The sequence below is a fragment of the Goekera deserti genome, assembly GCF_010685995.1.
In the GTDB taxonomy this organism is placed as follows: domain Bacteria; phylum Actinomycetota; class Actinomycetes; order Mycobacteriales; family Geodermatophilaceae; genus Goekera; species Goekera deserti.
This window is the reverse complement of sequence record NZ_JAAGWK010000039.1, coordinates 18,552-39,713: the sequence shown is the minus strand read 5'-3', so window position 1 is coordinate 39,713 and position 21,162 is coordinate 18,552. Positions and strand designations below refer to the sequence as shown.

Below are 21,162 nucleotides of genomic sequence, written 5' to 3'. Positions count from 1 at the left end.
CTCGATGGTGGCGTTCAGCGCCAGCAGGTTCGTCTGCTCGGCGATCGCGGTGATCACCTTCACCACCTGGGCGATCTCGGCCGAGCTCTCGCCCAGCTTCGCCACCGTGGTGGTGGTGGCCCCGGCGACCTCGACCGCGCGCCGGGCCACGGTGGCGGCCTGGTTGGCGTTGCTGGAGATCTCCCGGATCGCGCCCTCCATCTCGCTGGACCCGGCCGCGACCGTGTCCACGCTCATCGCCACCTCCCCGGCGGAGGTGAAGATCCGGTCGGCCTGGGTGGCGGCCGCCTCGGCGTTCGTGCTCATCGCCGTCGCCGTCTGGGCCATGGCCGCCGACGACGCCGCCAGGCCGGCCGCCGACGAGCGCACCAGGCGCATCACGTCGGCCAGCGACTGGACGGTCGAGTTGAGCGCCCGCCCGACGGCGCCCAGCTCGTCGTCCCGGCGGACCACCACCCGCGCCGCGAGGTCACCGGCGGCGACCCGGTCCAGCGCGGTGCGGATGTCCTCCACCGGCCGGATGACGCTGCGTGCCACCGCGAGGGCCAGCACCAGCGCCGCGGCCAGTCCGACGACGGCCACGGCGATCGTGAGCGTGCGCGCCGCCTCGAAGGAGCTGCGGGCCGCCTCGGTGGCCTCGGCGGCGTGCTGCCCGAGCACCGTGGCCGCCTGGACGAGGGCGTCGGTGGTCTCGGCCTGGAACCCGTCGAGCGCCGCGATCGACGAACCGCGGGCAGCCACGTCGCCGGCGGCCACGGCCGCACGTACGGCGTCGAAGGTCGTGAGGTAGTCAGCGCGATTGGTGATGAACCGCTCGAGCTGCTCGTCGGCGGCGGGGATCAGCTCCGTCTCCTGCAGCCGGGCGACGCCGGCGTCGATGCTCGCCAGGGCTCCCTGCGCCTGCTGCCTCGCGGCCTCCACCGCCTGCGGCGGGACCCCCGGGAGGCTGGACCGCGCCGTGGAGGCGACGTACACCCACCAGTCGACCTGGATGGCCCGGAACGTGTCCAGCGGAACGGTGCCCTCGCTGTACGCCTGGTCGGCACGCTCGCTGAGCGCGGCCATCCTCGCCACACCCAGCCCGGTCACGACCACGGTGACCACGGCCAGCACGAGGATCGCGCCCAGCAGTCGGCTGCGCAGGCCCAGCCGGCTGCTGATCCCACCCGGGTGACCGGCCGAGCCGGGGTCGGACGGGGCGGGTCGGGGCGCGACGGACACGGTTCCTCCGGGGAGCGGTGGACGGGGACCGGATGGGCACCGGACCGGGCCGGGCACCTCGCCCGGCCACTGTCCTTTCGGTCCAGGACCCCCGATCCGACAGTCGAACTCCCACCGGACCGCTCGGTTCCGTCGAACGTCGCAGCGCGGCCGGCCGGCTCAGCCGTCCGCGGGGTCCCGGCGGCGCAGCACCGCGGAGACGGCGAGCACACCCAGGCCGACGGCGGCCAGCCCGGTGCCCACCAGGCTGGGGGCGGTGTAGCCGAGGCCGGCGGCGATGACCAGCCCGCCCAGCCAGGCACCCAGGGCGTTGGCCAGGTTGAGCGAGGCGTGGTTGAGCGCGGCGCCGAACATCTGCGCGTCCCCGGCCACCTCCATCAGCCGCATCTGCAGGTTGACCACCAGCACCGAGGTGGCCATCGAGACGCCGAACACGGCAGCGACCAGGGCCACCGGGTGCTCGGCCACCAGGGCGAGCACCGCCAGCAGCACCCCCACCGCCACGAGCGCGCCGACCAGCGAGCGGAAGACGGCGATGTCGGCGAGCCGGCCGCCCAGCGCGGTGCCGAGCACCCCGGCCAGGCCGAACACCAGCAGCACCAGGGGGACCGACCCGGCACTCAGCCCGGTCACGTCGGTGACCAGCGGGGCGATGTAGGTGTACATCGCGAACATGCCGCCGAACCCGATCATCCCGACCAGCAGGGTGAGCAGCACCTGCGGGCGGCGCAGTGCCCCCAGCTCCTGCCGGACGCCGGCGTCCGGGTTGCCGGGGGTGCCCGGCACCACCGCCACCATCGAGACGATGGACAGCGCGGCGAGCCCGACGACCGCCCAGAACGCGGCCCGCCAGCCCGCCGTCTGACCCAGCCAGGTGGCCGCGGGCACCCCGGCCAGGTTGGCCGCGGCCAGCCCGATCATCACCGAGCTCACCGCCCGGCCCCGCCTGTCCGGCGTCACCAGGGCGGCCGCGACCAGCGACGCGACGCCGAAGTAGGCGCCGTGCGGCAGCCCGGCGACGAACCGGGCCAGCAGCAGCGAGCCGTAGGCCGGGGCGATCGCGGTGAGCACGTTGCCGGCGAGGAACGCGGCCATCAGGCCGACCAGCAGGGCGCGGCGCGGCAACCGGGCGCCCAGCGCGGCGATCGTGGGCGCGCCCACCACCACGCCCAGGGCGTAGGCGGAGATGAGGTGACCGGCGGTGGGGATGTCGATGCCGACGCCGGCGGCGATGTCCGGCAGCAGGCCCATCGTCACGAACTCGGTGGTGCCGAACGCGAAGCCGCCGAGCGCCAGCGAGCCGATGGCGAGCACCAGCCGCGCGGTGGGCAGCGGGGCCAGACCCGAGTCGAGCCGGGCCGGGGTGGTCGCCGAGGTCACCGGCGGGGAGGAGCTCACAGCAGGGGCCAAGGGCACGGCGCCCACGACCATTCCCGCGCCGACGGATCGGCCCGGTCAGGTCGACGGGGCCCGGTCAGGTCGACCGGGCCCGGTCAGCGGGGGCGGGACGGGCCGCGCAGCCGCACCAGGTGCGCGGCGACGGCGGCCCGGCGGGGCGAGCTGGTGGGCAGGCTGTCCAGGCACGCCTGCCACACGGTGACGTCGTCGGCGACCTCGGGCAGCCGGGTGTAGCGCAGCAGCAGCTCGGGCCGCCGGCTGCGCAGCACCGCGTGCCGCAGCGCCGCGCCCAGCCGCTCCCGGGCCGTCACCACCCCCGGCGCCGTCGATCGGGGCAGCACCGGTCCGGCGTAGCGTTCCAGCGCCTGCGCGGTGGCACCGCGGACCAGCAGCCGGCGCACCTGGTCCAGGTCGCTGTCCAGCCGACCCAGCAGGCGGTAGGGCCGGGAGCCGACGACCTCGTCCCCCAGCAGCCGGCGCAGCCGGGACAGCTCGGCCCGCACGGTCACCGCGGCGGCCGCACCGGGGTGCACCTCGGCGGCCAGCTGGTCGGCGGTGCGGCCCTCGCCGGCCACCGCGGCCTCGGCCAGCAGCAGCAGCAGCTCGGAGTGCCGCACCGACAGCTCCACCCGACCACCGGCACGGGTGGCGTCCGGCAGGAGGGCGGGACCCGGGGGCAGGGCGGTGGACAGGGCGGGACCCGGGGGCAGGGCGGTGGAGAGGGCGGGACCCGGGGGCAGGGCGGTGGACAGGGCGGGCCCCGGGGGCAGGGTCAGCCGGGCCCGCTCGCGACCGAGCACCTCCAGCAGCGGGGCAGGACGGCGCAGCGGCGGCGGGGCGGGCACCGACCGGTGCTGCTGCTCGTGGTGCAGCCAGCGCAGCTCGGACTCCGCGGCCGCGACCGTGGCCCGCACCAGGGTGAGCACGTGCGGGCTGGCCACGTGGTCGCCGCCGGTCACGTCGATGGCCCCCAGCAGCGCGCCGGTGACCGGGTCGTGCACGGGTGCGGCGGAGCAGCTCCACGGCTGCACGGTGCGCCGGTAGTGCTCGCTGCCGTAGATCTGCACGGCGTGGTCCAGGGCCAGCGCGGTGCCGGGGGCGTTGGTGCCGGCGACGTCCTCGCCCCAGCGGGCCCCCTCGACGAAGTGCATGCCGGCGGCCCGGCTGCGCAGGGCGTGGTCGCCCTCCACCCAGAGCATCCGCCCGCTCGCGTCGGTGACCGCCACGATCATCCGGTCGGCCTCCGCGTCGGCGACCAGCAGCCGGCGGATCACCGGCATCACGGCGGCCAGCGGGTGCGCGTCCCGGTAGGCGATCAGCTCGTCGTCGGTCAGGTCGACCGGGGGCGGGCCGCCGTCCGGGTCGACCCCACTGCCCAGGGCGCGGCGCCAGGAGTCGAGCACCACCGAGCGCACCTGCCCGCCACGCGGCAGGTCACCGGAGGTCACCAGCGCCTCGTGGGCGGCGCGCAGCCGGCGGGTGATCACGGGGCTGGGCGCCCCGTCGGGGAGCGCCAGCCACGGGTTCAGCGGGGCCACGGGGCGTCGTCGCGGCTGCTGTGGCTCATCTCACCCTCATCGTGACCCGTCCTGGAGGATTCCGCCAGCACCCCCTGGTCCGCCGGGGCGCGGGTGGCCGCTCAGCCGGGGCGGCCGGTGGTGCGCGGCCGGGCCGGCAGCAGCGCCCGCACGCTGCGGGCACGCCAGGCACCCAGCCACAGGCCGGCGCCGTAGGCCAGGTCGTCCAGCCGCCGGGCCGCGGCGAAGGGCAGCAGCCCGATCGCCCGGTGGTGCGGGACCCAGGCCGCGACCGCGTCGACGACGGCGGTGGCCAGCAACAGCCGCCGGGCCCGCGGGCCGGCCCCCAGCAGCAGGACGGCGAGCGGCCAGTGGTGCCGGGTGGCCGCCCGGCCGAGCGTGCGCCCGCTGGTCAGCAGCCCGCGGGCGGTCAGTGCCGCGGTCAGCGCGACCGGTGCCGGCCGGCCGGGGACGGCGAGGCGCCGGGCCAGCCGCACCGAGGACACCGCGGCCACGCCCCCGGCCACGCCCGCACCGGTCCGTCCGCCCAGCAGCGCCAGTGCCCAGGCCGCGGCGGCCCAGGGCGCCAGCACCAGCGGGGCCACCGCGTCCCCGTGCCGCCGGGCCAGCAGGGCTGCCCCGGTGCCGTAGAACGCCCGCCGGCGCAGCCAGTCAGCCGGCTCGGTGCGGTGCTCGTGGGCGACCACCGCCGCGGGCTCGTACCGCACCCGCCATCCGGCGGCGGCCAGCCGCCAGACCAGGTCGACGTCCTCCGCGACGCGCAGCTGCTCGTCGAACCCGCCACCCAGGGCCGTGCGGCGGGCCACCAGCGCCGCGCTCGGCACGTACGCGACGGCGGTGTGCGGGGCCACCGGGGCCGGGTGCGGGCCCATGTCCAGCGCGCTGGCCACGCCCTCGTAGCGGGTCAGCCGGCCCGCCCGGGCGGTGGGCAGGCCGGTGATCCGGGGTGCCACCAGGGCCAGCCGGGGGTCGGCCAGGTGGCCCAGCAGCGGGGTGAGCCACCCGGGGGCGGGCACGCAGTCGGAGTCCAGGAAGGCCACCGCGGCGGTGTCCGCCGCCCGCAGGCCCGCGTTGCGGGCCGCCGCCGGCCCCCGGGACGACGGGTGCCGCAGCACGCGCGCCCCGGCTGCCGCGGCGACCGCGGCCACGGCGGCGGGGTCGGCCGAGCCGTCGTCCACGACCACGACGGGCACACCGGCCGTGCCCGGGTCGGCGCGCAGGGCGGCGAGCAGGCGGGCGAGGCCTGCGGTGCGGTCGCGGACCGGCACGACGACGGTGACGTCGTCCGTGCCCGCCCGGGGCCCGGGATCGGGGTGGGCCAGCCCGCCGTCCAGCAGCCGGGCGGCGAGGCCGGCCGTGGCGGCGTCGGTGACCACCAGCCGGTCGGTGGCGAGCAGCGCCCGGGCCCGCGGGGACAGCCGCAGCAGCCGCAGCGGGGAGCCGCCGAGCAGCACGGTGTCGCCGTCCCGGCGGCGGGTGCGGGGGTCCAGCCGGACGGCGGTCCCGTCCGGCAGCCGGTCGAGCGGGCACGGCGGCACGGCGGGGCTGGCGGCGGGCACGGCGACGAGCAGAGCACAGCCGCCCGCCCGGCCGCGGGCGGGCCGGGTCACGACGCCGGGACGGCCGCCGCGGCGGGTGCGGTGCGCACGGCGAACAGTGGCAGCAGCGGGTGCACCAGCGGGCCGATCGCCACGGCGTACAGCACGGTGCCGATGCCCACGGTGCCGCCCAGCAGCCAGCCGGTGCCGAGCACGGTCAGCTCGATGGAGGTGCGCACCACCCGCACCGAGCCGCCGGTGCGCCGGACCAGGCCGGTCATCAGCCCGTCCCGCGGGCCGGGGCCGAGCGCGGCACCGAGGTAGGCGGCGGTGGCCACCGCGTTGAGCAGCACGCCGGCCACCAGCAGCCCGGCGCGGCCGGCCGGGGAGTCCGGCGTGTCGAGCACGGCGAGCACGACGTCGATCAGCACGCCGACCACCACCACGTTGCACAGCGTGCCGACGCCCGGGCGCTGCCGCAGCGGCACCCACAGCAGCAGGACGACGGCGCCGGCGAGCACCGACACGGTGCCGAAGCTGAGGTCCAGGCGCTCGGAGAGGCCCTGGTGCAGCACGTCCCAGGGGTCCAGACCGAGGTCGGCGCGGATCATCAGCGCCAGCGAGGCGCCGTAGAGCGCGAGCCCGAGGAGCAGCTGCACGAACCGCCGGGTGAGCACCACGCCGGCGACGCTACGGCCGCAGTGGCCTGCCCGGAGCGGTCCACCCGGGGTCACTGGACTGCTCGGCGGCCAGGTCGGTCACCGGCCGGGCAGGACGGGCACGTCGCAGGCGCGACAGCGCGGGTCCACCGTGACGAACACCAGGTGCCCGACCGGCCGGTGCGGACACCCGGCTGGCTGGAGGACCGGGGCATCGTCATCCCGGACGACGTCGACGAGTCCACCGAGCAGGGCGAGCGCGACTGGTACGGCGAGTGAGGCTGTTGCTCGACACGCACGTCCTGCTCCTGGCAGGGGCACGAGCCGGGCGACCGGCCTGCCGTGCCGGGAGATGACGACCTCCTCGCCCTCCTCGACCCGCCCGAGCAGTGGGGACAGGTGCGTCTCGGCGTCGTAGACGCTGACGACCTCGTCGCTCACGAGGGCTGGATGGTCACGTCTGGTCAGGGCTGACCAGGTCCTCCTGCGCCCGCACCGCCCCGCTGCGCACGGCCAGCGTGCCGAGGAAGCCGACGGCCAGGGACACCAGCACGCCCAGGTTCGCGTACGCCCAGCTGCCCTCGGTGCCGCCGAGCCCGACCGGCCCGAGCAGGTAGCCCTGCCAGCCCAGCCACTCGGCCAGGCCGTTGGTGACCAGGCCCCAGCCGAGGGCCGTGCCCAGTGCGAGCAGCACCAGCGGCACCGGCTGCACGCTGCCGTAGCGCCCGCGCGGGTCGTACAGCTCCGGCTCGGCGTAGTCCTGCCGGCGCAGCAGCAGGTCGGCCAGCATGATCCCGGCCCAGGCCGCGATCGGGACGCCGAGGGTGATCAGGAACCCCTGGAACTCGACGATGAAGTCCCCGCTGGCGACGAACACCACCCAGATGGCGCCGATGACCATGAGCACGCCGTCCACGGTGGCCGCCACGGGCCGCGAGACGCGCACCCCGGCGGCGAGCAGGGCCAGGCCGGAGGAGTAGATGTCCATGACCGCGCCGCCGACCAGCCCCAGCACCGCGACGACGACGAACGGCACCAGGAACCAGGTGGGCAGCAGCTCACCCAGCGCGCCGACCGGGTCGGCGCCGACGGCCGCGGAGAGCTCCGGGGAGGAGCCGGCCAGCAGCAGCCCGCCGAGCAGCGGCAGGGCGGGGGCCAGCGCCGAGCCGAACGTCGTCCAGCCGACGACGCCGCGGGTGGAGGCGCTGCGCGGCAGGTAGCGGCTGTAGTCGGCGGCGGCGTTGACCCAGCCCAGCCCGTAGCCGGTCATCACGAACACCAGCGCGCCGACGAAGACCGCCGTCGACCCGGCGGGCGCCGAGGTCACCGCCGACCAGTCGACGTCGGGCAGCACCAGGGCCAGGAAGGCCATGGTGAGCACACCGCTGACCACGGTGATCACCCGCTGCATGCGCATGATCACCTCGAAGCCGAGCACGCCGCCGGCGACCACGAGACCGGCCACCACCAGCAGCGCGACCACCTGGGTGCCGGTGCCCCCGCCCCAGCCCAGCTGGGTGAACACCGTGGCCGTCGCCAGGGTGGCCAGCGCGGTGAGCGCGGTCTCCCAGCCGACGGTGAGCAGCCAGGACAGCAGCGCCGGCACCCGGTTGCCCCGCACGCCGAACGCGGCCCGGCTGAGCACCAGCGTCGGGGCCGAGCCCCGCTTGCCGGCGATGGCGATCAGCCCGCACAGCAGGAAGCTGGCCACGATGCCCAGCAGCCCGGCGACCGTGGCCTGCCAGAAGGAGATGCCGAAGCCGAACAGGAACGAGCCGTAGGAGAGCCCGAGCACGCTCACGTTCGCCCCGAACCACGGCCAGAACAGCTGGCGTGGGGTGCCGGTGCGTTCCTGCTCGGCGATGACGTTGATGCCGTTGGTCTCCACCGTCACCCGGGGGGACGGCGTACGGCCGTCCACCGGGAGCGGGCTCCCCGCTGGTGCGTGCGCCACCTGGTGCTCCGTCCGTGCGTCGTGGAGGGGGGTGTGCCCCGTCGACGCCCCGACGTCACCTAGGGTCGGCGCTCTTCCCGGCGCCCGACCCGGCCCCCTCCCCCGCCCGGGCCTCAGTACCGGAAGCGGCCCACCGCGGTGCGCAGGTCGTCGGACATCCGGGCGAGCTCGTCGACGGCGGTGCGGGTCTGGTCCAGGGCGTCGGTGGTGGACGCTGCGGCGGCCGAGACGCCGACGATGTTGGCGGCGATCTCCCCCGTGCCGGCCGCGGCCTCCTGCACCGAGCGGGCCATCTCGGCGGTGGTCGCGGTCTGCTCCTCCACGGCGGAGGCGATGGTGAGCTGGTAGTCGTTGATCGAGCCGATGATCTCCGAGATCCGGCCGATCGCCTCCACCGCACCGGTGGTGTCGCCCTGGATGGCCTGCACCCGGCGGGCGATGTCCTCGGTGGCCCGGGCGGTCTCCTGGGCCAGGTCCTTCACCTCGGTGGCGACGACGGCGAAGCCCTTGCCGGCGTCCCCGGCGCGGGCCGCCTCGATGGTGGCGTTGAGGGCCAGCAGGTTGGTCTGCTCGGCGATCGAGGTGATCGTCTTGATGACGTCGCCGATCTCCAGCGACGAGGCACCCAGGGTGGTCACCGTGGCCGTCGTGGCCTGGGCCTCGGCCACCGCGGTGGCCGCGACCCGGGCGGCCTCGTTGGCGTTCTGGCTGATCTCCCGGATGGAGGCACCCATCTGGTCGGCGCCGGCAGCGACCGTGCCCACGTTCCGGGACACCTCGTCGGCGGCGGCCGAGACCACGCCGGACTGCGCACTGGTCTCCTGCGCGGTCGCCGACATCTGCCGGGTGGACTCGCCGAGGCCCGCGGTGGCGCTCGACACGTGCTCGGCCGAGGCGACGACAGAGGCCAGCAGCGCCCGCAGCGACTCCTGCGCGCGGCTGAGCGAGGCCGACGTCCGGCCGATCTCGTCGCCGGAGACCAGGTCCGTGGCCACGGTCAGGTCGCCGTCGGCCATGGCGTCCAGCGACCGCCGCAGCGAGCGGACCGCGGGGACGATGGACCGCCAGGTGAAGAACATGACCGCCGCGACCAGCACCAGGCAGACCAGCACGACGAGCACGCTGGCGCGGGCCCCGGTGCTGACCGCGTCGTCCTGGGCAGCCTCGCCCTCGGCGACCGCGGCGGCCAGCGCCTCCTTCGCGGCGTCGACCACGTCGTCGGTGACGTCGTTGGCCTCCTGGATCTGCGCCCAGCGGGCGGCCGCGGCCGGCTGGTCGGCGGCGGCGCTCTGCACGTAGCCGGTCATCGCCGCCGTGTAGTCGGCGAACGAGGCGTCCAGCGCGGCGCGCGCCTCGGCCGGGGCCCCGGTCAGCGGGATGGCGTCGAGCTCGGCGAGCAGGGCGTCGACCTTGGCGGTGTCGTCGATCGCGTTGGCCACCTCCGACTGCGGCTCCGGGTTGGCCAGCGAGGCGTAGGCGTCGACCTTGAGCTCGCTGGCCCGCGTGTCCAGCTGCAGCACCAGGGAGTTGGCCGCGTGCAGCCGGGACAGCTCGTCCCCGACGTCGACGGACGTGCTGCTGGCCCACGTCGAGGCGCCGACGATGCCGGTCGCCGAGACGGCGATCGACGCGGCGAGCACGCCGAACTTGGCCGACAGCGACCGGTCGGCGAACCAGCCGGCGCGGCCGGCAGCGGGCGAGGTGATGCGCACGGGCACTCCAGGGACGGGGGGACGGGAGTCCTCGGCGCACCCGGACGGTTCCGGGCGCTCACCCCCAGCATCGGCACCCGGACGGTCGGACGGGACCCGAACGGCGGACCCGGTGGACGAACGTGACCGGGCACCGGGTCGACCGCCACGCACGACTCGCCGTGTCGACACCGGGCGCCTCGATCCGCCGGGACGGTCAGGGGCTGCCGAGCAACCCGGACGGCGGCGGCCCGGGCCAGCTGAGCAGCAGGCCGTCGACGGTGGAGGTGATCCGGGCGGCGAACGGCGGCCGCTGTGCCTCGACGAGGGTGGCGAACGCGCCCCGGCGGGTCACCGGCCCCCCGGCGAAGCCGGTCACCAGGGCCGCCTCGTGCAGGCCCAGCCGGTCGGGGTCGGGGAAGTCGCTGATCACCACCTCACCGGCGGCGGCGAGGGTGGGCAGCACCACGAGCAGCCGGGGGTCGACATCGCCGTCCAGGAGCAGGTCCCGTGCCCCGGCCGCCAGCTGGAGGCCGGTGTTGCCGGCCAGCTCCGCACCGGCCTCCCGCCGCTGTTCCCGGGCGGGGTCCACGGCCGGCGCGGGTCGGCCGGTCGCCGTCGGCGCCGCGGGTGGCACCACCGACGGTGGGCGGCCACCGGGGGCGAGCGCGAGCAGCAGGCAGCCGGCCAGCACCGCCGGGGCCACCCGGGCCGCCCGGCGCACCGCCGGCACCCGGCCGGCCGCCACCTCGACGGCGGCGGTGGTCAGGGTGAGCGCGAGGAACGGCAGGGCCAGCACGTACCCGGCCGGCCCGACCAGCCCCGGGACGGCGCAGACCAGCACCCACACCAGCAGCGCGGTCGCGAACGGCCGGGCCGATGGCCGCTGGGCGACCAGCAGCAGTGCCCCCGCCACACCCAGGACCAGCAGCACCGGGTCCGCCGACCAGGCGACCGACGACGCGAGCGGCCCCGCCGCACCCGCGGGTCGCAGGCCGGCGCCGGCGAGCAGGCCGGTGGCCTCACCGCCCAGCCGGGCCACCGAGGCCACCATGCCGTAGGAACCGAGCAGCACGGCCAGCGTGCCGAGCAGGGTGACCGTCGAGGACGCCCGCTGGGCCGCGGGCGTGTGCCGCCGCAGCAGCCACACCAGGACGGGCACCAGCAGCAGGACGGCCGGCACGGTGAGCGCGGCCACCCCGGCGCACAGCCCGGCCGCGGCCGGGGCCCACCGGGACCACGGCCCGCGCCCCGGACGGAGGACCAGGCAGCAGGCGGCCAGCAGCCACGGCGTCGCCACGGCCTCGGCGGACACGGTGCGGTGCAGCAGCACCGCCTCCGGCGCCAGCACCAGCACACCCACGCCGACCGCGGCGAGCAGCGGTGTCGCACCGAACCGGCGGGCCAGCGACCAGACCAGCGCCACGGTGACCAGCAGGGCGACCACGACCGCCTCCCGGACGGCGAGCACGGCGTCGTCGTGCCGGCCCAGAGCGCCGGTGGCCGCGACCCAGCCCGTCAGGTGCAGGACGGCGCCGGGCGGGCTCCCGGTCCACACGTCGTCGGGGAGCCAGCGACCCTGCTGCGCGGCCGTGGCGACGACCCGCACCCAGGCCGATTCCTGCCCGGCCGCGGCCGAGCCGCCACCGATGGTCAGGACGGCGACGAGCCCGGACACGAGCAGCAGCCCGCCCAGCACGGCCGCGGGCACGACGTCGAGCCGGGCCGGCCGGGGGGCGGCGCCCGAGGACGGGGGGCGCCGGGCCGGACCTGGGTGCGCGGGGCGCCGGGGCGGGTCGACCGGTGTCACGGGTGGGGCGCGGGCGGCATCGGGCCGCTCGGCCCCGCGTCGACATCCGCCACCGGTGAGCGACCCCCCGGCGAGCCCAGGTCGTGGGCTCGCGTGTCGTCCGCGGGCACGTGACCCTGATCCGGGGCGACGTCCGCGCACGAGCCCGAGTTGCCCTGAGCGGTACCCGCGCGCGGGTCGATCGTGTTGCCCGGTGTGGCGGCGTCACCCGGCTCGGTGCCGTTGCGAGCAGCGGACCGGTCCGGGCCGGAGCTGCCGGCCGGGACGCCCGCGCTGGGTACCCGCACGGCAGGAACGGACCGCTGCGGCGCGACCGCGGGCCGGTCCGCCCCGCGGGTCCCCGGCGTCGCGGGGCGCGCCGCGGTCGGACCGGCGGACGGGGTCGCCGGCCGAGGGGCGGCCGGCCGGAAGCGGTCATCAGCCGGCCGACCGGAGTCCGGGCTGCCGGACACCGAGCCGCCGGGGACCGGGCTGCCGGACACCGAGCCGCCAGCGACCGGGCTGCCGGACACCGGGCCGCCGTGGACGGGCACGCCCGCCCCTGAGGTCGCCTCGGGTGCGGGTGGTCGCGCGGCCACCGGTGCGGCCGGCCGGCCGGCGGCCGGCGCGACCGGGGGCCGGCCGGCCGGGGAGACTACGGACGAGCTCTCGCCGGCCGGTGACGCCGGTCGGGCGGGCAGTGCCGGTGAGACCCGATCAGCGAGACCCCCGGCTCCCGGGGCGGCCGTCGAGCGGGCGGGGACCGACGCCGGGCGAGGCGCGGCCGGCCGCATGCCCCGCGCACCGGCCGGTCCGGTGGCCGCGGCCCGTGGCGGCACCGGTGCCGGCAGGGCGGCCAGCGACCCGGACGCCGCCGGCTCGGCCGGCAGCGCCCTGACCGGCTGCGGCTCGTCCGGCGAGGGTCCGACCGTCGCAGACCCGACCGGCGAGCTCCCGGCCGGCGTGGCCCCGACCGGCGTGGGTCCCGGCTGGCGGCGGGTGACGGGCGGGCGGGACCCGGGCACCGGACGGGGGGCCGGGGGCGCGGACCGGGCGACCCGTCCGGCGGGCCGCGGCCGGACCGTCACCCGCTCGGCGAGCGGGGCCGGCCGGGACACCTCGACCCCGGGCCCACCCGACCTCGAACCGCGTGAGGTCGACCCGGCCGCACCCGGACGGCGGAGCCCCGGCCTGTGGACGGGAGACCCACCCGCGGTCACCGGGGCGCGCCGGCGGGCCAGCGCGATGCCGGCGGCCCCGACCCCGAGCAGGGCGACACTGCCGGTGAGCACGACGGAGTCCTGCACGCTCCAGCCGGTACCGGCCGGGTCGGCCTCGGCAGCCGGGGTGGAGGGCACGGCGGTCGTGGCGGGCGGGGCACCGGAGACGGCGCCCGGCGGGAGCTGCTGGACGCTCCCCGGGGGCGCCGGGGGCAGCAACTGGCCGGGCGCGGTGGTCGCCGAGGTCGGGGCCGGCGCGGCGGGGTCGACGACGGCGGCCGCGGGACCCGCGTTCGACCAGACGGCGGTGGCCGCGAGCAGGCCCAGCGCCAGCCGAGACCGGCGGTGAGCAGCAGTCATCGGGTCCGCTTCCTCGAGTGGGTGCGCGCGAGGCTGCACGTCCTCGGTCCAGCATCGGCGCGCCCCCCGGCAGGCGCGGTGTCGAGCGCCCCACATGCCGGGGCGTCGTGACGCTGAGCAACCGTAGAGCGAGGGGGCGTCCACGTTCGTCCCCCGATCGGGGGAGCGGGCCGGGCGACCTCAGCGCAGCCGGCCGTCGCCGTCCACGTGCCAGCGGGTGGCTGCGGCCAGCACCCGGGCCACCATCGCGTCCAGCAGGGCCGCCCCTTCCGCGGCCGAGGCCCCCGCCGGGTCGCCCAGCACCCCACCGGGGCTCACGCCCCGGACGCCCTCCCGGCGCAGCCGGGGCAGCAGCTCGGCCACCGGGGTGGTGACGCCGGGCTCCGCGTGCTCCAGGCGCACGGCAGCTGGTTCCACGTGCACCATCAGCGACGTCTCGGTGCGCCCGGCGTGGGCGTCGCCACCGGGCACGGCGCACGGCACCCAGGCGACGTCCCGGCCCTCGGCACGCAGCAGCGGGACGGCGGCCCGCAGCGCGTCCAGGTTCCCGCCGTGCCCGTTGACCACCAGCAGCCGCCCGGCCCAGCGCAGCGCCGACCGGCCGACCTCGACCAGCACCGCGGTCAGCGCCGCCGTGCCGATGGACACCGTGCCCGGGAAGCCTTCGTGCTCACCGCTGGCCCCGTAGGCCAGCGGCGGGGCGAGCAGCGCGTCCGGCAGCGCCGGCACCACGGCCCGGGACACCGCGGCGGCGACGGCGGTGTCGGTGGCCAGCGGCAGGTGCGCGCCGTGCTGCTCCACCGACCCGAGCGGGACGACGACCAGGGGCTCCCCGGTGAGCTCCGGCCAGCGGGCCCACCCCAGCTGCCGGTCGCGCGGCGCCGCGCCGTCCACCGGTCCCCCCTTCCCTCGACCGTGTAACCCGGCGGAGGGCGGGGCACAGGTCGACCATGACCACCGACCAGACCCGCAAGGTAGCCGAGCTCATCAAGGGCGAGAAGATCGCGATGCTGACCACCCGGGACGAGACCGGGCGACTGGGCAGCCGGCCGATGGCGCTGCAGGAGGTCGAGTTCGACGGTGACCTCTGGTTCTTCGCCGAGCGCGACTCCGGCCCGGTGGCCACCCTGGCGATGCACCCGCAGGTGAACGTGAGCGTCGGCTCGTCCGGCACCTGGGTGTCCGTCGCCGGCACGGCCGTCATCGTCGACGACCCGGCGAAGAAGGAGGAGCTGTGGAACGCCGGCGCCGCGGCCTGGCTGCCGCAGGGCCCCGAGGACGACAGCGTGGTGCTCATCAAGGTCGAGGGCGAGACCGCTGAGTACTGGGACACCCCCGGCCGGGTCTCCACCGCGCTCAGCTTCGCCAAGGCCACGGTGACCGGCGAGCGCTACTCCGGCGGGGAGAACGAGACCGTCGTCCTGCACTGAGCGTCCCGCTCAGCGGTGATCAGCTCAGCTGATCACCGTCCGGCCGGGTTCACCAGCGTTGGTGATCCCGGCCGGACGGTGGTGAGCCCGGACGCCGCATGACACTCAGCGCAGGTCGGCGCCGGCCAGCGGAGACTCATCGCAGATCTTCACCGGGATGCCGGGCATGCCGAGCATCGTCGGCTGGCCGCGCACCGGACCGGTGTGCGAGTGGTCCAGGTGGCTGCGCGGGGTGACCGTGCTGGCGTCCCGGGCGGCCAGCGCCGTCTCGCCGTAGCCCTGCACGCACTCCGGGTCCGGGCCGTCCAGCGGCAATCCGGTGAAGAACTTCGCGGCCATGCAGCCTCCGCGGCAGGCATCGAAGTGCGCGCACTTCGTGCAGGCGCCACCGGTCTGCGGGCTGCGCAGGTCGGCGAACAGCTCGCTGGTCTGCCACACCCGCTGGAAGCCGCCCGGCGAGCGCACGTTCCCGGCGAGGAACTCCTCGTGGATGGCGAACGGGCAGGCGTACACGTCGCCCACCGGGTCGATCAGGCACACCACCCGCCCGGCGCCGCAGAGGTTCAGCCCGGGCAGCGCCTCGCCGAACGCGGACAGGTGGAAGAACGAGTCGCCGGTGAGCACGTTCTCGCCGTTGGCCAGCAGCCACTGGTAGAGGTCCTTCTGCTGGGCCATCGTGGGGTGCAGCTGGTCCCACACGTCGGCGCCGCGGCCGGAGGGCCGGAACCGGGTCAGCCGCAGCTGCGCGCCGTAGGAGTCGGTGAGCGCCTTGAACGCGTCCAGCTGGCCGGCGTTCTCCCGCGTGACGACGACGGACACCTTGGTGTCCTTCATCCCGGCCTCGGCCAGGTTGGCCAGCGCGCGGGTGGCGGTGGCGAAGGAGCCGGTGCCGCGGACGGCGTCGTTGACCTCGGCCGTGGCGCCGTCCAGGGAGATCTGGACGTCGACGTAGTCGGTGCGGGCCAGTTGCTCGGCGCGGGCCTTCGTGAGCTTGATGCCGTTGGTGGAGAACTTGACGCCGACGTCGTGCCCGATGGCGTAGTCGAGCAGGTGCCAGAAGTCCGGGCGCACCGTGGGCTCGCCGCCGCCGACGTTGACGTAGAAGACCTGCATCCGCTGCAGCTCGTCGATGACGCCCTCGGCCTCGGCGGTGGAGAGCTCGCGCGGGTCGCGCCGTCCGGAGGAGGACAGGCAGTGCACGCAGGCCAGGTTGCAGGCGTAGGTGAGCTCCCAGGTGAGGCAGATGGGGGCGTCCAGGCCGTACTCGAACTGGTCGATCAACCGCCCGCCGACGGGCCGTTCCGGTCGCGTGGGCAGCACGGCGGTCACAGTTCCTCCAGTCCGGCCCCGCTGCAGGGGCCCGCCGGGAGCCTGCGAGCGGTGGGGGGCAGCGGGGCCCTCGCTTCGATCATCTGGGAGCGGACGAGGTCGGCCAGCGCCTTCACGTAGGCGCCGCGCTGCGCCTCCGGGACGCCGCAGGCCACCAGCGTGGCCGTGGCCGACGGATGGTCGGCCAGGCTCTCCACCACGCTGACCAGCAGCTTCGACTTCAGGAACGACAGCTTCCGGTTGCCGAAGTGGTAGACGAGCGCGCCGAACGGCTCCGGCCGCAGCGCGACCGACCGGGCCCGCTGCCAGGGCAGGTCGGGGTCGAAGGGCGCGGACTCCCCGGCCGCCGGTGCGGCCGGGGAGGCCACGGCGGCACCGTCGATCAGTACACCCCGCACATGCCGTCGATGGAGACCTCCTCCACGAGCGACTCCTCGACGAGCACCTCCTCGGCGGCGTGCTGGGTCTCCACCTGGGCGTCGGTCTGGTCGGACTCGGGCACGGGGGGCCTCCGGTGAGCTGGGTCACGGATCGGACGCCGGGAACGCTAGTGGCACCGGGTGCCACCGGCAAGGCCGGGCGGCGACACGCCGGGTGCCGGGCCGCCGGGTGGACGATGGCGGCCATGACCGAGGTGGTGACCGACGGTCGTGGGGACACCCGCGCCCGGGTCGAGCGGGCCGCGCTGGAGCTGTTCAGCCGGGACGGGTACGAGCAGGTGACCAGCGACGAGGTCGCCGACGCGGCCGGGATCAGCCGGCGCACCTTCTTCCGGCACTTCCCCACCAAGGCCGACGCGGTGTGGGGCGACTTCCACGCCCACGTCGTCCGGCTGGACGAGCTGCTCACCGCCGGGGACGGCGACCAGCACGTGCTGGCCTCCATCTGCGCGGCCTACGTGCAGGTCAACGACTACGCCGAGGACGAGCTGCCGCTGCTGCGCCAGCGGATGCGGCTGATCCTCACCGAGCCGGCCCTGCTGGCGCACTCGCAGACCCGCTACGCCGACGTCGACCGGGTCGTGGCCGAACACGTGGCCCGCCGGACCGGCGCCGCTGCCGGGTCGCTGGTGCCGAGGCTGGTCGCCGCGACCACCCGTGCCGCCGCCACCACCGCGTTCCAGACCTGGCTGGCCGACGAGACGGTGTCCCTCGCCGTCGCCCTGCACGAGGCCTTCGACGAGCTGGCGGGCGGTTTCCCGGCGCTGGAGGGCCCGCCCGGCTGACGGGCGGTCAGCGGCACGGTGGGGGCGGTCACCGTCGTGCGGGCAGCACCGCGTCATGGCCACGGGGGTCTGACAGGTCCTTGGGAACACAGCAGGCGTGGGTGCGTAGGGACATCGACCCGCAACCGGCCATATGCGCCCCGATGTGGCCGCTTCCGGGCCACTGCGACCGAGCCGCGACTCGGAGGCACGGGACGAAGGGGGTCGCGTTGGCCCGCAGCCGGCCACAAGCGCCTGGCTCCCGGCCGATCGCCGGCCAGTGCCTCAGGGTGGCCAAAAGCCCCCCTCGGGTCACGGACAGGGTCCAGGCGCGGTTGTGCGAGACGGTGCGCGACCCGCTGCCCCGGGTCGGCGCCCGGAGCCCACGATCGGGTGACCGCGCCGGGCGCACGGCGGCGCAGACTGGCGGCATGGAGAGCCTCACCCACCGCGCGTCCGTCGTTGTCCACGCGTCGCCGGAGGCGGTGTACGACCTGGTGTCCGACGTGACCCGCACCGGTGAGTGGAGCCCGATCTGCCGCGAGTGCCGGTGGGAGGACGGCGCGGGCGGTGCGGTCGGCGACTGGTTCACCGGCCACAACGAGACGCCGGAGCGCAGCTGGGACACCCGCAGCCAGGTGGTGGTCGCCGACCGCGGCCGGGAGTTCGCCTGGGTGGTGGGCGGCACGCTGGTGCGCTGGGGCTTCCTGATGGAGCCGGCCGACGGCGGCACCCTGCTGACCGAGACGTGGGAGTTCCTCACCCGCGGCCAGGAGTTCTTCGTCGAGCGCTACGGCGACCAGGCCCCGCAGCAGGTGGCCGAGCGCACCCGCGCGGCGCACGAGGGCATCCCGGCCACGCTCGACGCGGTCAAGCGGATCGCCGAGGCCTGAGCTGCGCTGAGGCTAGCCTCAGCGCGTGAGCGACTCCTCTCGCCCGTTCGGGTCCCTGCTGACCGCGATGGTGACGCCGATGCGGGCCGACGGCTCGCTGGACCTGGACGCCGCGGCCGAGCTGGCCGTGCACCTGGTCGACCACGGCAACGACGGCCTGGTGGTCAACGGCACCACCGGTGAGGCGCCCACGACGCACGCGCAGGAGAAGGCCGACCTGGTGCGCACCGTCGTCGACGCCGTCGGCGACCGGGCGGTGGTGCTCGCCGGTGCCGGCTCGAACGACACCCAGCACGCCGTGCGGATGGCCGAGCACGCGGAGAAGGCCGGCGCGCACGGGCTGCTGGTGGTCACGCCGTACTACTCGCGACCCTCCCAGGAGGGCGTGTTCCAGCACACCGTCGCGGTGGCCGACTCGACCGGGCTGCCGGTGATGCTCTACGACGTGCCGGCGCGGTCCGGGCTCCGGTACGCCCCGGACACCGTCGCCCGGCTGGCCGAGCACCCGCGGGTCGTGGCGGTCAAGGACGCCGCCGGTGACCTGCAGACCGCCACCCGGCTGATCGCCGAGACCGGCCTGGACTGGTACAGCGGCGACGACGGCCTGCTGCTGCCGTTCCTGTCCGTCGGCGCCGTCGGGCTGGTCAGCATGGCCGCCCACCTGGTCGGCGACCAGCTCGCCCAGGTGATCACCGCGTTCGAGGCCGGCGACCCCGCCGCCGCGCGGGCCGCCTTCCTCGCCGCCCTGCCGGCCGTCGACCTGGTCAACGGCAGCGGCAACGGCGCGCTGCGCTCCAAGCTCTGCCTGTCCCTGCTCGGCCTGCTGCCGAGCGCCACCATGCGCCTGCCCCAGGCCGCCGCGGACGACGACGAGGTGCGCGAGGTGCGCGCCGGGCTCGTGGCCGCCGGGCTGCTCGCGGGCTGACCAGGGCGGGCGCCCCGTGACCGACGACCCACTGGCACCCGACGTCGTCGGGCTCCACCCCGACGACGCTGCCCGGCGCTGCTGGGAGCGGGGACTGGAGATCGACGTCCGGGACGAGGGCTGGACGTCGTCCTGGTGGGGGAACGGTCAGCCGTGGCGCGTGACGGAGCAGGACCCAGCGCCGGGCCGCGGCGTGCCAACCGGCCGGGTCGTCATCCAGGCGCGGCCGCGTGGCCCGGCTCAGCGCTGAGATCGCCTATCACGGGGCGGGCCGGCGTCCTCGGCTCCACCCCCGGGCCGCGAGCACCTTGGCGTCTTCGGGCTCAGGTCACGGGCGCGCCGGCCGGCCGGGTCCTCGTCCGGGGGCGGGCCGGCGTCCTGGGCTCGGCGGCGAACCTCCCCATGTCTCTCTGGGCCAATCCCGGAGAAGACCCGGCTCTGAGCTGGGCATTCACCTGGCCACATGGCGTCGAGTGCGCTAGAATTCGAACACCAGTTCGAACACATGGGGAGGTGTCGTGAGCGAGATCCGGTCCGCCATCGACGCCCTGACCACCGACGACCTGCACGAGCTCACCGACGGTGCGGTCCTGGAACGCTGCACGGAGTTGGTGCAGCTGCTCAACCGGGTCGGCGCCGAACTCACCCGCACCGTCCACCACGCCGACGCCACCGGGGCCGCCCAGTACGACGGGATGCGGACCATGGCCTCGTGGCTGCGCGGACACGCCCACTACTCGACGGCTGCCGCCTCGAGCCTGGTCAAGGCCGGGCGGGCCCTGGACCACCTGCCAGCCGTCGCCGCCGCCTACGCCGACGGGCACGTCACCGCAGCCCAGGTCACCGTCATCGCCGACACCGTGACCCCGGCCCGCCTCACCCGCGCCGCCGAGCAGCACATCGACATGGGCCCCTTCGACCAGGCCTGGGCAGTCATCGCCGCCACCCGCCCCCACGACGTGCTGACCACCGCGGTCACCGCCTTCACCCACGCTCTGGACCCCGACGGACCCGAACCCGACCCCACAGACGGCCGCCGCCTGTCGATGTCCACCCACGGCGACGGCAGCGTGTCGGGCCGGTTCGAGTTAGATGCGGTCGGCGGCGAGAAGGTCAAAGCCGCCCTGGAGTCCATCCAGCAGGCCAACCGGCCCGCCGGGGACACCCGCACCCGCTCCCAGCAGCAGGGCGACGCCCTCGTCCAGCTCGCCGACAACCAACTCGCATCCGGGCACCTGCCGGTGCTGCGCTCCCACAAACCGCAGGTCGTGGTCACCATCGACCTCGACGACCTCGTCGAGCCCACCACCGGCCATGGCGCCGCCCGCACCGGCTTCGGCGCCGTCATCTCCGCCGCCCGCGCCCGCTGGCTCGCCTGCGACGCACAGATCACCCGCATCGTCCTCAGCCCCGACGGGCTCCCCCTGGACGTGGGCCGCACCCACCGCATCGTCCCGCCACACATCCGCCGCGCCGTCGAACACCGCGACCAGCACTGCATCTTCGCCGGCTGCACCGCACCCACCCACTGGTGCGAGGTCCACCACCTCCTGGAGTGGGCACTCCACGACGGCGAGACATCCCTGGACAACTCCGCCCTGCTCTGCGAACGCCACCACGCCCAGGTCCACCACGGCTACCGCATCCACCGCGACGACACCGCACCACCCGGCCACCGATGGCACACCTACCGCCCCGACGGCACCGAGATCCACATCGGACCGCCCGTCACCTGACCGCTCACCGGAGCGCGGTGGTCCATGGCCACCGCGCTGCGCGCCCTGACGTCGGCCACAGGTCGGGACACCGCTTGCCACATGTCCCCCGATCAGCTGTGGGCTGGCGCCGACGTCACGGCAGCGAGGATCCTCCACTCACGTGCGCGCGACGAGCGCGCGAGAGCCGTCAGTGCCGTGTGCCCCGATCGGAGTGCCGTGACCGCCGCGAGCGCACGCCCCGTTCCCACCGACCCGAACGTCGTCCGGCGGCACCACCATGGGCCACCCGAGCGGA

General features: G+C 76.2%; 18 protein-coding genes and 1 pseudogene. 6 read left to right on the top strand and 13 right to left on the bottom strand.

Going from position 1 to position 21,162, the window contains the following annotated elements; all coding sequences use genetic code 11:
- The 9 genes and pseudogenes from G1H19_RS22115 to G1H19_RS22075 form a co-directional block, all read right to left on the bottom strand.
- The coding region (locus G1H19_RS22115; protein ID WP_163638878.1) for a methyl-accepting chemotaxis protein at window positions 1-1,221 on the bottom strand (1,221 nt) is incomplete at its 3' end.
- A 159-nt stretch (window positions 1,222-1,380) separates the two neighbouring features.
- Window positions 1,381-2,619 carry an MFS transporter gene (locus G1H19_RS22110; protein ID WP_235928215.1) on the bottom strand — a complete coding sequence of 413 codons (1,239 nt, stop codon included), beginning with the start codon at window positions 2,617-2,619 and terminating at the stop codon, window positions 1,381-1,383.
- Window positions 2,620-2,714: 95 nt separating this feature from the next.
- Window positions 2,715-4,157: a sigma-54-dependent transcriptional regulator family protein gene (locus G1H19_RS22105; RefSeq protein WP_235928214.1), complete on the bottom strand. Its 1,443-nt coding sequence runs from the start codon at window positions 4,155-4,157 to the stop codon at window positions 2,715-2,717.
- A gap of 101 nt (window positions 4,158-4,258) precedes the next feature.
- Window positions 4,259-5,716, bottom strand: a complete 1,458-nt coding sequence (mftF, locus tag G1H19_RS22100; protein WP_174278097.1) for a mycofactocin biosynthesis glycosyltransferase MftF — start codon at window positions 5,714-5,716, stop codon at window positions 4,259-4,261.
- A gap of 47 nt (window positions 5,717-5,763) precedes the next feature.
- Window positions 5,764-6,375 carry a membrane protein YczE gene (gene yczE, locus G1H19_RS22095; protein ID WP_162393277.1) on the bottom strand — a complete coding sequence of 204 codons (612 nt, stop codon included), beginning with the start codon at window positions 6,373-6,375 and terminating at the stop codon, window positions 5,764-5,766.
- Between the two features lie 303 nt (window positions 6,376-6,678).
- Window positions 6,679-6,795: pseudogene (locus tag G1H19_RS24795) on the bottom strand (type II toxin-antitoxin system Phd/YefM family antitoxin); the annotation flags it as partial.
- A 13-nt stretch (window positions 6,796-6,808) separates the two neighbouring features.
- The gene (locus tag G1H19_RS22085; protein ID WP_202925963.1) at window positions 6,809-8,275 is read right to left on the bottom strand and encodes a purine-cytosine permease family protein; all 1,467 of its coding nucleotides are present in this window, start codon (window positions 8,273-8,275) and stop codon (window positions 6,809-6,811) included.
- Between the two features lie 146 nt (window positions 8,276-8,421).
- Window positions 8,422-10,026: a methyl-accepting chemotaxis protein gene (locus G1H19_RS22080; protein WP_407647166.1), complete on the bottom strand. Its 1,605-nt coding sequence runs from the start codon at window positions 10,024-10,026 to the stop codon at window positions 8,422-8,424.
- 190 nt (window positions 10,027-10,216) lie between these two features.
- Window positions 10,217-11,710, bottom strand: coding sequence for a hypothetical protein (locus G1H19_RS22075; RefSeq protein WP_152730363.1), 1,494 nt, complete (start codon window positions 11,708-11,710; stop codon window positions 10,217-10,219).
- Between the two features lie 1,362 nt (window positions 11,711-13,072).
- On the opposite strand from G1H19_RS22075, the gene G1H19_RS22070 reads away from it, so the two are divergent.
- Window positions 13,073-13,357, top strand: a complete 285-nt coding sequence (locus G1H19_RS22070; RefSeq protein WP_152730364.1) for a hypothetical protein — start codon at window positions 13,073-13,075, stop codon at window positions 13,355-13,357.
- Between the two features lie 191 nt (window positions 13,358-13,548).
- On the opposite strand, the gene mftE is transcribed toward G1H19_RS22070, so the two are convergent.
- Window positions 13,549-14,262: a mycofactocin biosynthesis peptidyl-dipeptidase MftE gene (mftE, locus tag G1H19_RS22065; protein ID WP_162393275.1), complete on the bottom strand. Its 714-nt coding sequence runs from the start codon at window positions 14,260-14,262 to the stop codon at window positions 13,549-13,551.
- A 56-nt stretch (window positions 14,263-14,318) separates the two neighbouring features.
- Here mftE and G1H19_RS22060 point away from each other — a divergent pair, with 56 nt between their 5' ends.
- Window positions 14,319-14,798: a pyridoxamine 5'-phosphate oxidase family protein gene (locus G1H19_RS22060; RefSeq protein WP_152730365.1), complete on the top strand. Its 480-nt coding sequence runs from the start codon at window positions 14,319-14,321 to the stop codon at window positions 14,796-14,798.
- A 105-nt stretch (window positions 14,799-14,903) separates the two neighbouring features.
- On the opposite strand, the gene mftC is transcribed toward G1H19_RS22060, so the two are convergent.
- The 3 genes from mftC to mftA are packed head-to-tail and all read right to left on the bottom strand — an operon-like array spanning window position 14,904 to window position 16,629.
- Window positions 14,904-16,127 (bottom strand): mycofactocin radical SAM maturase, encoded by a 1,224-nt coding sequence (mftC, locus tag G1H19_RS22055; protein WP_162393274.1) that lies wholly within the window; start codon window positions 16,125-16,127, stop codon window positions 14,904-14,906.
- Window positions 16,124-16,495, bottom strand: a complete 372-nt coding sequence (gene mftB, locus G1H19_RS22050) for a mycofactocin biosynthesis chaperone MftB (RefSeq protein ID WP_162393273.1) — start codon at window positions 16,493-16,495, stop codon at window positions 16,124-16,126. The genes mftC and mftB overlap by 4 nt, the downstream gene beginning before the upstream one ends.
- A gap of 14 nt (window positions 16,496-16,509) precedes the next feature.
- Window positions 16,510-16,629, bottom strand: coding sequence for a mycofactocin precursor MftA (mftA, locus tag G1H19_RS24790; protein ID WP_174278099.1), 120 nt, complete (start codon window positions 16,627-16,629; stop codon window positions 16,510-16,512).
- A gap of 123 nt (window positions 16,630-16,752) precedes the next feature.
- Between mftA and mftR the strand changes: the two genes are divergently transcribed.
- The 4 genes from mftR (at window position 16,753) to G1H19_RS22025 (ending at window position 20,885) form a co-directional block, all read left to right on the top strand.
- On the top strand, window positions 16,753-17,352 hold the full coding sequence (gene mftR, locus G1H19_RS22040) for a mycofactocin system transcriptional regulator (protein ID WP_152730366.1): 600 nt from the start codon (window positions 16,753-16,755) through the stop codon (window positions 17,350-17,352).
- A gap of 410 nt (window positions 17,353-17,762) precedes the next feature.
- Window positions 17,763-18,224 carry an SRPBCC family protein gene (locus G1H19_RS22035; protein ID WP_152730367.1) on the top strand — a complete coding sequence of 154 codons (462 nt, stop codon included), beginning with the start codon at window positions 17,763-17,765 and terminating at the stop codon, window positions 18,222-18,224.
- Window positions 18,225-18,249: 25 nt separating this feature from the next.
- Window positions 18,250-19,149, top strand: coding sequence for a 4-hydroxy-tetrahydrodipicolinate synthase (gene dapA / locus G1H19_RS22030; RefSeq protein WP_162393272.1), 900 nt, complete (start codon window positions 18,250-18,252; stop codon window positions 19,147-19,149).
- Window positions 19,150-19,667: 518 nt separating this feature from the next.
- The gene (locus G1H19_RS22025; protein ID WP_162393271.1) at window positions 19,668-20,885 is read left to right on the top strand and encodes an HNH endonuclease; all 1,218 of its coding nucleotides are present in this window, start codon (window positions 19,668-19,670) and stop codon (window positions 20,883-20,885) included.
- The last annotated feature ends 277 nt before the right edge of the window (window positions 20,886-21,162 follow it).

Bases quoted from the DNA above. Each gene is read 5' to 3' on its own strand.
- G1H19_RS22060 (WP_152730365.1), top strand. From the start codon at position 14,319: ATGACCACCGACCAGACCCGCAAGGTAGCCGAGCTCATCAAGGGCGAG.
- mftR (WP_152730366.1), top strand. From the start codon at position 16,753: ATGACCGAGGTGGTGACCGACGGTCGTGGGGACACCCGCGCCCGGGTC.
- G1H19_RS22035 (WP_152730367.1), top strand. From the start codon at position 17,763: ATGGAGAGCCTCACCCACCGCGCGTCCGTCGTTGTCCACGCGTCGCCG.